Origin of the sequence: Corynebacterium sp. HMSC074H12, from assembly GCF_001813755.1 — a bacterium.
GTDB lineage: Bacteria > Actinomycetota > Actinomycetes > Mycobacteriales > Mycobacteriaceae > Corynebacterium > Corynebacterium hiratae.
The window spans coordinates 23,696-37,575 of record NZ_KV813899.1; the positions used below are offsets into that span (position 1 = coordinate 23,696).

Consider the following 13,880-nt stretch of genomic DNA (forward strand, 5'->3'; position numbering starts at 1 on the left):
CAATGTTGACCGAAGCAACTGCGCCGTCCTCGCGCACCAAACGCGGCACCTTGAAGATTTTGTTGGGCGCCGCTCCCGGCGCGGGCAAAACCTGCGCCATGCTTAGTGAGGCGCACACGCTGATTAACCAAGGCCGTGACGTTGTCGTCGGCATTGTGGAAGACCACGGTCGCGCATATACGAAAGCCTTGTGCGAGGGTTTGGAGATCATTCCGCGACGCACCGTTGACGGTCTGTCCGCCGGGGAGTTGGATACCTTTGCGGTCATCACGCGGAAACCTGACATTGTCCTTGTCGATGAGTTTGCCCACTCCAATCCTCGCGACGAAGAGCACGAGAAGCGCTGGGAAGACATCGAAGAGATTCTGGATGCCGGAATCGACGTTATCTCGACTCTCAATATCCAGCATCTGGAGAGCCTCAACGATGTTGTTAAGCAGATTACTGGCATCGCACCGCAGGAAACCGTGCCGGATGAGGTAGTGCGTGCTGCGAATGAAATCGAGTTGGTCGACGTCTCCCCGCAGCTTCTGCGCACCCGGCTTAGCGACGGACACGTGTACCGCGAAGCACGCATCGAACCTGCACTCAACAACTACTTCCGCGTGGGAAACCTCACCGCGTTGCGCGAGTTGGCACTGCTCTGGCTGGCAGATCAGGTTGATGAAGCACTCATTACGTATCGCTCGGATCAAAAAATCACCGATACGTGGGAAGCACGTGAGCGGGTAGTTGTGGCCATCCAAAACGTTGCCCATGCTGAGACCCTGATCCGGCGCGGGCGGCGCATCGCGACGAAATCTTCGGCGGAACTGCATGTGGTCCACGTCGTTTTTGGTGATTCCTTCACGTCGCGTTCCTCTTCGGTGGCGGGATCGGCGCAACAACTTGCCCGGCTGCAGACCCTGGCCCACGATGTGGGTGCGCGGCTGCACCAGGTTACTGGGGACTCCGTGCCGGAAGCTCTGCTCAACTTTGCGCGAAGCGTCAACGCTACCCAGCTTGTTGTTGGGGTGTCGCCGCGGCGGCGTTTCGGCGTGCACTGGCACAGCACGGTAGCAGAGACAGTACTGCGCGAATCCGGCTCGATTGACTGCCACCTTGTCAATCTTCCCCCGGAAAAGCCGCTTCCGCTCACACGTATGCTGCATCCTTTCCGGCCCTTCCCGCAGCGTGCAATCGCGTGGCTTAGTTCAGCGTTGGCCTTCGTCGGACTCACTGCGTTGTTAGTGCAGGCTGACGGCCAGGACTTGGGAACAGGTACCTGTTCTGCGTTCTACTTTGCACTCATTCTGCTTGTCAGTTTGGTGGGTGGCCTGTGGCCGGCCGTGGTGGTGGCGGTGGCTTCCGGTTTGGCGGTCAATTGGTTTTTCACCGAGCCAATCCATACCTTCGACATCGCCGATCCCGCTAACGCTGTCATCGCCGTGGTCATGGTGGCTATCGCTCTGGCAGTTGGCATTCTTGTGCGCCGCGCCAAGATTGAGCGGGCGAATGCAGCTGTGGCTGCGCGTGATGCTGAGCTGCTTACGGTGTTTTCCCGTGCCGCGTTGAATCGCCGTGCAGATTCTTCCCCGAAAGATGCCGTGATGCGCAAGGTGGGGGAGGCATTCAATTGTCGTCGAGCGGAGCTGTTGGATGACAACGGTGACGTCCTTGCCACCTGGCGCGCAGTTAGCCCCGAGCGCACTTCGAAGCACCTTCATATTCCCGAGAAAGTGCGCCATGAACAGACAGTGGACACCGTTGTGGCGAGCGAAGATGGGACGGTTCAGCTTCGTCTTGCGGGCCCGACTCTGTCTGCCCGGGATCGTGGCCTTGTCACCGTGGTCGCGGGCTACCTCGCGGGTATTGTTCGCCGCGAAAAGCTTTCTGCTGAGGCCGCGCGCGCTGATGCGATAGCCGCTGCAGACGAGCTGCGACGAGCACTGCTGTCGAGTGTGAGCCACGATTTGCGTACTCCGTTGGCAACGGCCAAGTTGGCGGTGTCGTCATTGCGTAATGCCGACATTGAATTCACTCCCGAGGACCAAGATATGCTTTTGGCAGAAACTGCGGCGAGCATCGAGGAACTCACCGGGTTGGTCACCAATTTGTTGGATTACTCCCGGCTTACCGCTGGAGCAATCACCGCTCGCCACGACGTCGTCGAGGTGGCAGAGGTGGCTCATCGTGCCATCGCTTCCTGCGCTTTTGGGCATTCCCCGGAGCAAATTGGGCGCATCCATCTGGACCCTAGTGTGCGTGGAGTTACGTGCTGCGCGGATGCAGCCCTCATGGAGCGTGTCTTGGCCAATCTCTTTGATAACGCCCTGCGTTATGCGCCGACTGGCCAGGTGACGATGAGTGCTCAGACTATCGCCGAACAGGTGGAACTGATTGTCGGCGATGAAGGACCGGGTATCCCGCCGGAGAAACAGAAGGAACTGTTCCAGGCGTTTCAGCGTTTGGGTGATACCAGCAACGACAACGGAGTGGGCCTTGGCCTTTCTGTTGTTCAAGGCTTTGTGGAGGCCATGGGCGGTAGCATCGAGGTAGCTGCCACCCCGGGCGCAACCTTTATTTTGCGGTTTCCCGTCGCGGGAGGAGAACAAAAATGACGACGAAGAAAACTAGCATCGCCATCGTGGACGATGACCCGCGTCTGCTCAACACACTGAGCATTAATTTCAAGGCTCGGGGCTACGAGGTTCACCCAGCACGTACAGGTGCTGAGGGACTGCAGGTGGTGTCACAGCAGCAGCCAGACGTAGTCATCTTGGACATGGGGTTACCGGATATGGACGGAACCGTCGTGTTGGAAGGAATCCGCGGGTGGTCTGCGGTACCGGTCATCATCCTGACGGCGCGCTCCGATCCGCTGTTTAGCGCCGCAGCTCTCGACCGCGGCGCGGACGACTACGTCACCAAGCCCTTCTCTATGGAGGAGCTTCTGGCCCGCGTGCGCGTGGCGCTAAGACATGGTAGCCCACAGAGTCCAGTGAGGCGCACTGAGACCGCTGTGGTACGCGCCGGGGACGTTCTGATCGACGTTCCGCGCCATTCCATCACTAAAGACGGTGAGCCGCTGCACCTGACCCCCACCGAGTGGGGCGTGCTCACCACGTTGCTTCGCGCCCACGGCGGCTTGGTACGCAAAGAGGATCTGCTTTCTGAAATCTGGGGTCCAGGCTTTGAGGGGCAGGGGCACTACCTGCGTATTTACACCTCCCAGTTGCGCCGCAAGCTAGAGGATGACCCAGCTAATCCCGCCTTCCTCCTCACGGAGCCCGGCTTGGGGTACCGCTTCGTGGTGCCAGAGCCGGGCGCGGGAGGGAGTGGCTACTCGGAGTAGTTGTAGAAGCCCTTGCCGGACTTGCGGCCCAGCTCGCCGCGCGCGACCATGTCGCGCATGAGCTGCGGCGGGCTAAAGCGCTCACCCAACTGGGACTCGAGGTATTCCGCGATGCCGAGGCGCACGTCCAGACCCACGATATCGGTCAGTTCCAGCGGGCCAATGGGGAACTTGTAGCCCAACACCATGGCGTTGTCGATATCGCGCGGGGAGGCCACGCCTTCCTCCACCATGCGGATGGCCTCAAGCGCGATGGCCACGCCGAGGCGGGAGGACGCGAAGCCGGGGGCATCCTTGACCACCACCGCGGTCTTACCCAGGCCCTCGACCCAGCCCTTGGCGGTGTCCACGAGTGCATCAGGGGTGGACTCGGCGACGACCACCTCCACCAGCTTGGAGGCCGGGACCGGATTGAAGAAGTGCAGGCCGATGACGTCGTTGGGGATGCTCTCTGCCAACTGGGATACCGACAGTGAGGAGGTATTGGTGGCGACGACGGCTTGCGGGGCGGCTTCGGCGATATCCTTAAAGGCGGCCACCTTGAGATCCATCGACTCCGGAACTGCCTCAACCACGAGGTCAAAGCCGGCAAAGGCGGAGGCGGCGGTGGAAAAGCTGAGACGCTCATCCCAGGATTCGAAGGTGCCTTCCGCCCCGCGGTCGAGGGAGCCGCGGATGGCCTTGTGCACGCGCTCGCGGGCGGCGGCCACGGCGTCATCGTTGATATCCACCACGGTCACGGACGCGCCGGCGGCCAGGAAGGCGTGAGCAATGCCGGCGCCCATGCGGCCGCCGCCGAGCACACCAACCTTGGCAGGAACCTGCAGTACTGGGGACATGAGTTGACTCTCCTTGTGGGTGGAAGGTTTATTTCTTGCGGTCCAGGAAGGCCTGCATCCGCTCAAACTTGGCGGGGGACTCAAAGAGCACGGCCTGGGCGATGTTGTCCACCGCCGGGTGCGCCGCATCAGGCATAGAGATGAGCTGCTTGGTCAAACGCACGGCCAGCGGGTCTTGTTTGGCAATGCGCCCGGCTAGTGCCAGGGCACCGTCGACCAGCGCATCCGGCTCGTGCAACTCGCTGACCAGGTGATTGACCAGCGCCTCCTCGCCGTTGAGGATGCGCCCGGCCAGCAGGATTTCTTTCGCCAGGGGCGTGCCGACGCACTCCTTGAGGCGCCACGTGGCACCCGCGGCGGCAGCGATACCCAGGCCGGCTTCGGGCTGCCCAAACTTGGCAAAAGGAGTGGACACGCGGAAGTCCGCGGCTAAGGCCAGCTCCAGACCGCCGCCGAGGGCGTAGCCATCCACCGCCGCGATGACGGGGGCGGGCAGCGAGGCGATGCGGTGGAAGATGCCGGAGTTGATGCCGCGGAGGGCATCCTCGCGGCGGCGCTCACGAAGCTGTGCGATGTCCGCCCCGGAGGCGAAGATGCCGCGCGGGCCCTTCGGGGTATCCACCGTGCAGCCGGTGATGATGAGGATGCGGGGCTCGGACTCGAGCTGCGCGCAGAGTGCGTGGAACTCCGTCACCATCTGCTCATCGATGGCGTTGCGCACCTCGGGGCGGTTGAGCTTGGCGACGACTATCTCGTCCTTCTCACCGCGCGTTGAAATCTCAATGGCAGTAGTCATTTACACCCTCTCAATCGCAATCGCGGTGCCCTGGCCCACGCCCACGCACATGGTGGCGATGCCGCGGCGCAGCCCGTCCGTTTCCAGGCGGTTGAGCAGGGTCAACGTGATGCGGGAACCGGAGGAACCCAACGGGTGGCCCAGCGCGATGGCGCCGCCCCAGGCGTTGACCTTGTCCTCATCCAAGCCCAGTTCGCGGATGCAGGCGATGGACTGTGATGCGAAAGCTTCGTTGAGCTCGACGGCATCCACGCTGTCCAGCTCCCAGCCGGCGCGCTCGAGCACGTCGCGGGTTGCCGGGATGGGGCCCGTGCCCATGATTTCCGGGCGCACACCGCGCGCGGAGTTGGCCACCACGCGGGCGCGGGCGGTCAGGTTGTGCTTCTTGAGCGCCTCGTCGGAGGCGACAATGACGCAGGAGGCGCCGTCGTTCAGCGAGGAGGCGTTGCCCGCCGTGGTGACGTCACCCAGGGAGGTCACCGGGCGCAGCTTGGCCAAGACCTCCATCGTGGTGCCCGGGCGGGGGCCTTCGTCGGTATCGACGACGGTGACGTTGCCCTTGCGGTCGGTGACCTCGATGGGCACGATCTCCCTGGCGAACTTGCCGGCCTCAATCGCGGCGAGCGCGCGCTCCTGGGAACGCACAGCGAAGGCGTCCGCATCCTCGCGGCTAATACCAAAGACGTTGGCCACCTCCTCGGCGGTCTCCGGCATGGAGTAGGTCATCTTCTCCTGCTCCGCGAACTTTGGGTTGGCAAAACGCCAGCCAATGGAGGTATCAAAAACCTGGCCTGGCTTGGCAAAAGGCTTGCTTGGCTTCTCCATGACCCAGGGCGCGCGGGACATGGATTCGACGCCACCGGCGATGACAATATCCGCCTGGCCGGATTCCACGAGGGCGGTGGCCAGGGCAATCGAGGACATGCCCGAAGCACACAGACGGTTGACCGTCATCCCGGGAACGGTGTCCGGGAACCCGGCGAGCAGCCAGGACATGCGGGCGACGTTGCGGTTCTCCTCGCCGGCGCCGTTGGCGTTGCCGATGATGACTTCATCCACCGCGGAGGGATCGAGTCCGGCCTCCTCCACCGTCTTCTTGATGGCGGTGGCCATGAGGTCATCTGGGCGAACCGAGGACAGTGCGCCGCCGTAGCGGCCCACGGGGGTGCGAAAGCCGGATACCAGGTATGCAGTCATATGATTCCTTAACTATTGTGTGTGTACTGCGCTGTGTGAACTGCGCGGTATGCGTTCTAGAAGGTCTGGAGGTTTTAGCGTCCGTGGAAGACCGGCGGGCGCTTCTCATTGAAAGCGGCGAAGCCTTCGTAGTAGTCCTCGGTATCGCAGAGTTTTCCTTGGGCGATGTTCTCGGCATCGACGCTGGCCCACAGCCCAGTGCCGTTGTCACGGATGTCCTGGACCAGGGTGCGGCTGGTGAGAAAAGCTTGGGTGGCGCCGCGGGCTGCGCGCTGGGCGACGCCCCGGGTAAACTCCAGCAGCTCCTCTGCTGGTAGCGCGCGGGAGAAGAGGCCAGCGCGCACCGCTTCCGCACCGGAGATGAGTTCGCCGGTGATGATGAGGTCCATCGCGCGGTGTGTGCCGAGGCGTTCGACGAAGAGGGAGTGCCCTCCCGAATCGAGAGTGGCGCCTAGGTTGGCGAATGGGGAACCGAACTTGGCATCTTCGGCAACGTAGACGACGTCACAGGCCAAAGCGAGACCGAGGCCGACACCCAGGCAGGGGCCGTGCACGGCGGCGAAGGTGGGGGCAGGGAAGTTATCGATCTTTGTGAGCACGGGAGTGACAACGTCCGCGAGGTAGGCGGTGGCGTCGTCTTCGCGCGGGTTGAGCCCCTTGATGTTGCGGCCGGCGCAAAAGCCTTTGCCTTCACCGCGCAAGATGAGTGCGCGGGGGCTAAGCTGCGCGGCCTCATCGAGGCAGCGAGAGAGTTCGGCGAGGTCTTCCTCCGCGAGGGAGTTGAGGGCCTTCGGGTTGTTGAGTACGAGCTCGATAACCCCGGCTTCGGCGTCGTGGTGCAGGTCGATCATGGATGTTTCTCCTAGGCGTCGAAGTCGAGGACGATGGTGGGCGTGGTGGGGCGCGACTGGCAGGTCAGGATGTAGCCAGCCTTGACCTCATCGGCCTCCAGCGCGTAGTTCTCCGCCATGTCGACCTCGCCCTCGACCAGCTTGGCGCGGCAGGTGCCGCACACGCCGCCGGCGCAGGCGAAGGGGACGTCGGAGCGCACGCGCAGGGCGGCGTTGAGCAGGGATTCGTTGGCAGAAACCGGGGACTCCACGGAGCCGGAGAGGCCATCGAGCTGGAAGTTGATGCTGACGTTATCGCCTTCCGGATCCACCTCGACGTGGCGCCCGGCCTGGTTCTGATCCCCAGAGGGCTTACCGGTGGTGAACAGCTCGTAGCGCACGTCCTTCTCACCGACATCGCGGCTGGCCAGCTCATCGCGCACCAGCTGCACCAAATCGAAGGGACCGCAGAGGAACCACTCGTCGACAGCGTCCGTGCGCACGACGTTATCCAGCAGGGTCTGGAGTTTTTCAGCATCGATGCGTCCGGAGAACAGCGGGTTGACGCGCTGCTCGCGGGAGAGGACGTGGTGCACGGCAAAGCGCGTGGGGAATTTGTCCTTGAGGTCACCGATCTCTTCGGCGAACATGACGTCGCCACCACCCTTGTTGGCAAAGATGAGCTCAAAAGTGGTGTCGGGGGAGGTGTGGAGCACGGTCTGGGCGATCGCCATGATCGGCGTGATGCCGGAACCGGCGGCGATGGCCACGAGGTGCGGGTTTTCGAGCTTCTCCAGCTCCGCGCGCACGGCTTCCGGGTTGTTAAGCCCGGTCAGGTGGGTCTTCGAGGTGAACGCGCCCTGCGGGTTCATCACGTCCATGGTGTCGCCGGGCTGCAGGGTGTCATTGGCCCACGTGGAGAACACGCCGCCGCGGTCGCGCTTGATGGCGACGCGCAGCACGCCGTCGCGAGGCACATCGCAGATGGAATAGGAGCGGCGGACTTCCTGGCCGTCGATGGTTGCCCGCAGTGCAACGTACTGGCCGGGGATGTAGTCATAGTCGTCCTGGAGCTCCGGAGGGATAGCGAAGGAAACCTCCACGGAGTCTGAAGTCAGGGCGCGCACCTCGGACACGGTCAGGGTGTTGAACGTGGCCTTCTTCTTTGTGGGGGCAGACGGGGTCGTGGTCATTAGTGCACCTTGAAGTAGTCGAAGGGCTCCAAGCAATCCTGGCAGTTGTAGAGAGCTTTGCAGGAGGTGGAACCGAATTGGGCAAGCTTACGTGTGCGGCGGGAGCCACAGTGGGGGCATTCGATGGCCGGCGGCGGTTCGAGTGTGAGCGGGATAGGACCTTCCGGCGTGGCCCGGGTTTTACCGCTGGGCGGGGCAATGCCGTAGTCCTTGAGGTTTTGCCGGCCGGTCTCCGTCATCCAGTCGGTGGTCCACGCCGGGTGGAGCACGAGATCGACGCGCACCTTCGCGTAGCCGGCATCGGTCAGCGCTGTGGTGATGTCCGCCGTGATGTGTTCCATGGCGGGGCAGCCGGAGTAGGTGGGGGTAATCGTGGCCACCGCGGTATCGCCATCTAGGCGAGCGTCCCGAAGAATTCCAAGGTCGGCGATAGAGATCACGGGGATCTCCGGATCGGGCACCTCGGCGGCGACGTCCCACACGTGGGCGTCGTCAGGCTGCGTGGGGCGCAGCGGGTGGGATTTATCTGTGATGGACACGATGAAACCTTGGTCCTTTCCTTGTCTTTACCAGGTCGCGCCGGGGTGTTGGCGCGCCAAGGACTGCATCTCCGCGAGGATGAAACCGCGGTGCTCGGAGAAACGCCCGGTGCGCTGCCCGGAGCGGGCTTGCTTGACGTCCGGGATGGCCAGACCTGCCTTGTCTAGGACGTAGGCGATGCGCTCATCGAACTGCGCGCGCAGGCTCGAGGGCAGAACTGCGATGCCTTCTGCCGCCAGCTTCTCGTGGATCGGGAGGTCTTCGAAGAGCTCGTCAAGGTAGGGCCACATGTACATCAGGCCCTCCGTGATTCGGCGGTGGGACTCCTCGGTGCCTTGGCCCAGACGAAGAATCCACTGGTTGGCGTGGTCGACGTGGTACTCGACTTCCTTGATGGCCTTCGCCGCGATCGCCGCAATGGTTTCATCCTGCGACTCCAGCAAGGCCGTGTAGAGCCCGTACTGGTAGTAGGAGAAGAGCAGCTGGCGGGCGATGGTGTAGCCGAAGTCCCCGTTCTCCTGCTCGACCAAGCGCGCGGAGCGGAACTCCTCCTCGTTACGGAAGTAAGCCAAGTCATCCTCGGTCTTGCCCCATGCGGTACCGGCGTAGGTCAGTAGGAAGCGGGCGTGCCCGATGAGATCGAGGGCGATGTTGCCCAGTGCGATGTCCTCTTCCATCTCCGGCGCGCGGGAAATCCACCAGCCCAGGCGCTGGGCCAGGATGAGGGCGTCATCGCCCAGCATGAGCGCATAGCGAGCCGTGTCCTCGGGGGCCACTGCGCCGGAGGCGGCGATGTCTTCTGCGGTGATGCCGTTGCCCTGCGATTGCTTGGTCGCAGAATCGGCGGCTGCAAATCCGGTCACAGGTGCGGCACTCCTTCCGACTTGTCGTAGTACGTGGCGTGGCGGTAGCTCTTGCCCTGCGGGGATTCGAAGAATCCGCCCTTGGAGTCCGGGTCGGAGGAGGCAATGGCTTCGCTGGGCACAACCCAGACGGAGGTTCCCTCGTTGCGGCGGGTGTAAAGGTCACGGGCATTGCGCAGGGCCATGGTGGCATCCGGTGCGTGGAGCGAGCCGGCGTGAACGTGGGAAAGGCCGCGGGAGGAGCGTACGAAGACCTCCCACATGGGCCAGGTGGAGCTGGACATGGAATCTTCCTTAAAGTGTCGTGGCTGGTTGGGCAGTGTGCTTGGGCTTAGGCGATAAGCGAGGTGTCAGCCGAGTGGTGCTTCTCGGCGTAGGCTGCGGCAGCCTCACGGACCCACGCGCCGTCGGCATGCGCTTGGCGACGTCGCTGCATCCTCTGCACGTTGCAGGGGCCTTCGCCCTTGATGACGGCCTTGAACTCGGACCAGTCGAGCTCGCCGAAGTCGTAGTGGCCGCGCTCTTCGTTCCATTTCAGGTCCGGGTCCTCGAAGTGCAGGCCAAGGGCTTCGGCCTGCGGGACAATCATGTCCACGAAGCGCTGGCGCAGCTCGTCGTTGGAGAAGCGCTTGATGTTCCATGCCATGGACTGCTTGGAGTTGGGGGAGTCATCATCCGGCGGGCCGAACATCTGCAGTGCTGGGCCGTAGAAACGGTTGATGGCTTCCTGCGCCATCTGCTTCTGCTCGGGGGTTCCGTGGGACAGCTCGTAGAGGATCTCCCAACCTTGACGCTGGTGGAAGGACTCTTCCTTACAGATGCGCACCATGGCGCGACCGTATGGGGCGTAGGAGGCGCGGCAGAGCGGTACCTGGTTGCAGATGGCGGCGCCATCCACCAACCAGCCGATGGCTCCGATGTCGGCCCACGTGCGCGCCGGGTAGTTGAAGATGGAGGAGTACTTGGCGGTGCCGTCGAGCAGCTGCTGAACCAGCTCGTCGCGCGAGGTGCCCAAGGTCTCCGCGGCGGAGTAGAGGTAGAGGCCGTGGCCGGCCTCATCCTGCACCTTGGCCATGAGGATGGCCTTGCGCTTGAGCGAAGGCGCGCGGCTGATCCAGTTGGCCTCCGGCTGCATGCCGATGATTTCGGAGTGCGCGTGCTGGGAAATCTGACGCGTCAAGGTCTTGCGGTAGGCAGCGGGCATCCAGTCGGTGGGCTCGATGCGGGAGTCTTCGGCGATGAGCTCGTCGAAGCGCTGCTGTGCTTGTGCTTCATCCGCGGCCGGGACGGCGGCGAGTGTTTTCTCTGATGGGGTCATGGGAGGAATCGTTCCCTCTCTGCTCAGTGTCGGCTCGGTGATACTTACTGACTGGTTGGTCAGTATATGGGGCATGTGTGAGCTATGTCAACCAAGTTTGTGAGCTGCGCCCTACTTGTTGCGGTTCTGGGGCTTGGCGGGCAGCACGCGGTACGTGCCGCGGAATTCGGCGATGGGCTTTCCCTTGATGCTGAGGGTGACATCGACAACGCCGTTGCGGCCCCAGGCTTGGCGGGTCACCCCAACCCCGTCAACGACATCCCCTTCGAAGGCGGGGGCGATGTAGTGGATTGAATTGTGCGCGGCCACGGCCAAGTCGCCACCGGAGTTGCAAACGCCGGCGAAGATGGAATCGGCAAACATGTATAGATAGCCACCTTGTGCCGTGCCATGTCCATTGCACATCTCCGGGCGGACGGTGAAGTGGCCTTCGCACCTGCCGACGTCTAGCGCGGTAATTTTCGCGCCAATCTCCGCGGTGGCACGGTCATCGTCGAACATGGTGCGCACGTGGGTGAACTCGGGGCCTTCGGCGACGCCGGGGGCGAGGATGGGGTGCTCGGTGCTCATGGGAATTCCTCCTTGAGGTAAGGGGTTTCCGCAGTGCTGCCGAAGGAGCGAAAAGGGGTGTGGTGGCTCACTAGTCTAACGGTGCTCGGGGCTCTCTGCTTGAATGGACTGCGTGAAGAATGAGAAATCCGCTGTCCAGGGCGCGGCACGTGGCCGCCCCGGCTACTCCCGTGAAGATGTCATTCGTGCAGCTGTCCGTGCTTTTACAGCCCGCGGCTACGACGCCACGTCGATGGATAACGTGGCGAGCGAATTGGGGATTTCTAAGTCCGCGCTCTATCACCACATCTCGTCGAAAGAAGAGATTTTGGAGCTCACGGTAGTGCAGGCACTGAGCCGTTTGGAAGCGGTCGCGGAAGAGATGGCCGCGGCCGATGTATCGGCGGGGGAGAGGGTGCGCGGGCTGTTGCGTGGCTCGATTGAGGTGCTGTGCTCCGACCCGAAGTCTGTCGCGCTCTTGCTCCGTTTGCGTGGAAACTCCGAGGTGGAGCGGAGCGCGTTGGAGCGCCGCCGTACGCTGACGCGTTCCGTGGTTCCGCTGGTGGAGGCTGCTCAGGAGGAGGGGGCTATCCGCTCCGACATTGAGGCTCCGCTGTTGACCCGCATGATTTTCGGAATGATTAACTCGACGTCTGATTGGTACGAGCCGGAGGGGCGACTTGGTGCCGAGGAGCTGGCCAGCGCTTTTGAGAGTGTTGTTTTTGGCGGCCTAGCTCCGCAAGCGACGGGCTAGTCGCGATGGGCAAGTAGTCGATCGGCTAGTCGGGGGCGAGCGTTTCGCTCCGCCGTTGGGGCTCCATATGGGGGTGGGGGCTTCTTTTGTCGGTGAAACCGCCGTGGCCTGCGATGATGTGTCGCGCTTCAAAAACTTGGCCTAATTGTGTTGTCTATCACCACAACGGCCTGTAGTGTACGTCACAAGACTTACCCAACCGAACGGTAAGTAATTAACGTACTTTTGTGCGTTGTCCCAGCTAACCAACTTCTTGCAGCACTTTCGAGGGAGCTTAAAGGGTGTGGTATTTCCCTCTCCTCGAAATGAAAGGCAAATGACGTGACCGCAACGTTTGATATCTTCTCTGACCACCACGGCCCCCAGATGGGCATTGAGTACGCCTCCCGCGATGAAATCATTGCGCTGCAGACCGCGCGCGCGAAGAACGAACTTCGCCACGCGTACTACAACGTCCCGCACTACCGCCGTGCGTTCGATGAGAAGGGCGTTCACCCGGATGACTTCAAGGAACTCTCGGACTTTGCGCTGTTCCCGTTCACCGACAAGGAAACCCTTCGCGCGGAGTACCCCTTCGGGATGTTTGCTGTTGGCCAGAACCAAATCTCCCGCATCCACGCTTCTTCCGGCACCACGGGTCGCCCGACCGTCGTGGGATACACCGAGAATGACGTGCGTATTTGGGCCGAGCTCGTAGCCCGTTCGCTGCGGGCAGGCGGCCTGCGCAAGAGCGATAAGGTTCAGATTACGTTCGGCTATGGCCTCTTTACCGGCGGCCTGGGCGCTCACTATGGCGTTGAGGCCCTAGGAGCCACGGCGATTCCGACCTCCGGTGGTCAGACGGAGCGCCAGATCCAGATCATGCAGGACTTCCAGCCGGACGCAATTCTGGGTACGCCGTCTTACGTGCTCAACCTCCTTGACCGCATGCGCAAGGAAGGCCTGGATCCGCGCGAATCCTCCCTGCGCGCCGGCGTCTTTGGCGCCGAGCCGTGGAGCGAGGGAATGCGCCGCGAACTCGAAGAAGGCTTCGGCATTACGGCCACCGATATCTACGGCCTCTCCGAGGTAATGGGCCCTGGCGTGGCCCAAGAATGTGTCGAGACCAAGGATGGCCTGACCGTCTGGGAGGACCACTTCTACCCAGAGATCATCGATCCGGAGACCATGCAGCCGGTTCCAGACGGCGAGTACGGCGAGTTGGTCATCTCCTCCCTCACCAAGGAGGCCTTCCCGATCATTCGTTACCGCACCCACGACATCACCCGCCTGCTCCCGGGCACTGCGCGTTCGATGCGCCGCATCGACCGCATCTCCGCTCGCAACGATGACATGATCATCCTGCGTGGCGTGAACTGCTTCCCGTCGCAGTTCGAGGAGATCATCACCGAGGACCGCCTGCTTCGCCCGCGCTACCAGTGCGTGCTGAGCAAGCGTGGCCGTATGGACCACCTCACCCTGGTGGTTGAGCACTCCTCGGAGGCTACTCCTGATCAGATCGATGCCTCCGCCGCGTGGCTGAAGAAACAGATTAAGGAGCGCATCGGCGTCACCGTTGGCGTCGAGATTACTGACCACGTCGATTGCGGTGAGGGCAAGGCCAAGAGGATCGTCGACAACCGCGATCAGTAAAACACTGCAGCGTTCTCGGCTTCTTCGGCACGCCC

Annotated in this window: 14 protein-coding genes; 4 read left to right on the forward strand and 10 right to left on the reverse strand. The window is 62.5% G+C overall.

What is annotated here, in order from left to right:
* Positions 1-2: 2 nt before the first annotated feature.
* Both HMPREF2932_RS04385 and HMPREF2932_RS04390 read left to right on the forward strand, forming a co-directional pair.
* The gene (locus HMPREF2932_RS04385) at positions 3-2,600 is read left to right on the forward strand and encodes an ATP-binding protein (RefSeq protein ID WP_071407041.1); all 2,598 of its coding nucleotides are present in this window, start codon (positions 3-5) and stop codon (positions 2,598-2,600) included.
* A complete protein-coding gene (locus tag HMPREF2932_RS04390) occupies positions 2,597-3,334 on the forward strand; it encodes a response regulator (protein ID WP_070561854.1) in 738 nt (245 codons plus the stop codon). The genes HMPREF2932_RS04385 and HMPREF2932_RS04390 overlap by 4 nt, the downstream gene beginning before the upstream one ends.
* Here HMPREF2932_RS04390 and HMPREF2932_RS04395 read toward each other — a convergent pair.
* The 10 genes from HMPREF2932_RS04395 to HMPREF2932_RS04440 form a co-directional block, all read right to left on the reverse strand.
* Positions 3,322-4,173 carry a 3-hydroxyacyl-CoA dehydrogenase family protein gene (locus HMPREF2932_RS04395; protein ID WP_071409695.1) on the reverse strand — a complete coding sequence of 284 codons (852 nt, stop codon included), beginning with the start codon at positions 4,171-4,173 and terminating at the stop codon, positions 3,322-3,324. The two genes, HMPREF2932_RS04390 and HMPREF2932_RS04395, sit on opposite strands and share 13 nt — an antisense overlap.
* A gap of 28 nt (positions 4,174-4,201) precedes the next feature.
* Entirely contained in the window at positions 4,202-4,969 is a 768-nt protein-coding gene (locus HMPREF2932_RS04400; RefSeq protein ID WP_070547055.1) for an enoyl-CoA hydratase/isomerase family protein, read from the reverse strand.
* Entirely contained in the window at positions 4,970-6,166 is a 1,197-nt protein-coding gene (locus HMPREF2932_RS04405) for a thiolase family protein (protein ID WP_070681759.1), read from the reverse strand.
* Positions 6,167-6,240: 74 nt separating this feature from the next.
* Positions 6,241-7,017: an enoyl-CoA hydratase/isomerase family protein gene (locus tag HMPREF2932_RS04410; RefSeq protein ID WP_070547051.1), complete on the reverse strand. Its 777-nt coding sequence runs from the start codon at positions 7,015-7,017 to the stop codon at positions 6,241-6,243.
* An 11-nt stretch (positions 7,018-7,028) separates the two neighbouring features.
* Entirely contained in the window at positions 7,029-8,189 is a 1,161-nt protein-coding gene (gene paaE, locus HMPREF2932_RS04415) for a 1,2-phenylacetyl-CoA epoxidase subunit PaaE (RefSeq protein WP_070510117.1), read from the reverse strand.
* On the reverse strand, positions 8,189-8,728 hold the full coding sequence (gene paaD / locus HMPREF2932_RS04420; protein WP_070510120.1) for a 1,2-phenylacetyl-CoA epoxidase subunit PaaD: 540 nt from the start codon (positions 8,726-8,728) through the stop codon (positions 8,189-8,191). The genes paaE and paaD overlap by 1 nt, the downstream gene beginning before the upstream one ends.
* A gap of 27 nt (positions 8,729-8,755) precedes the next feature.
* Positions 8,756-9,592: a 1,2-phenylacetyl-CoA epoxidase subunit PaaC gene (gene paaC / locus HMPREF2932_RS04425; protein WP_070510123.1), complete on the reverse strand. Its 837-nt coding sequence runs from the start codon at positions 9,590-9,592 to the stop codon at positions 8,756-8,758.
* Positions 9,589-9,876 (reverse strand): 1,2-phenylacetyl-CoA epoxidase subunit PaaB, encoded by a 288-nt coding sequence (gene paaB, locus HMPREF2932_RS04430; RefSeq protein ID WP_046648767.1) that lies wholly within the window; start codon positions 9,874-9,876, stop codon positions 9,589-9,591. The genes paaC and paaB overlap by 4 nt, the downstream gene beginning before the upstream one ends.
* A gap of 47 nt (positions 9,877-9,923) precedes the next feature.
* A complete protein-coding gene (paaA, locus tag HMPREF2932_RS04435; protein ID WP_046648768.1) occupies positions 9,924-10,910 on the reverse strand; it encodes a 1,2-phenylacetyl-CoA epoxidase subunit PaaA in 987 nt (328 codons plus the stop codon).
* A 111-nt stretch (positions 10,911-11,021) separates the two neighbouring features.
* Positions 11,022-11,480, reverse strand: coding sequence for a hotdog fold thioesterase (locus tag HMPREF2932_RS04440; protein WP_070701858.1), 459 nt, complete (start codon positions 11,478-11,480; stop codon positions 11,022-11,024).
* A 112-nt stretch (positions 11,481-11,592) separates the two neighbouring features.
* Between HMPREF2932_RS04440 and HMPREF2932_RS04445 the strand changes: the two genes are divergently transcribed.
* The gene (locus HMPREF2932_RS04445) at positions 11,593-12,213 is read left to right on the forward strand and encodes a TetR/AcrR family transcriptional regulator (protein WP_246818623.1); all 621 of its coding nucleotides are present in this window, start codon (positions 11,593-11,595) and stop codon (positions 12,211-12,213) included.
* Between the two features lie 366 nt (positions 12,214-12,579).
* The gene (locus tag HMPREF2932_RS04450; protein ID WP_369816132.1) at positions 12,580-13,845 is read left to right on the forward strand and encodes an AMP-binding protein; all 1,266 of its coding nucleotides are present in this window, start codon (positions 12,580-12,582) and stop codon (positions 13,843-13,845) included.
* The last annotated feature ends 35 nt before the right edge of the window (positions 13,846-13,880 follow it).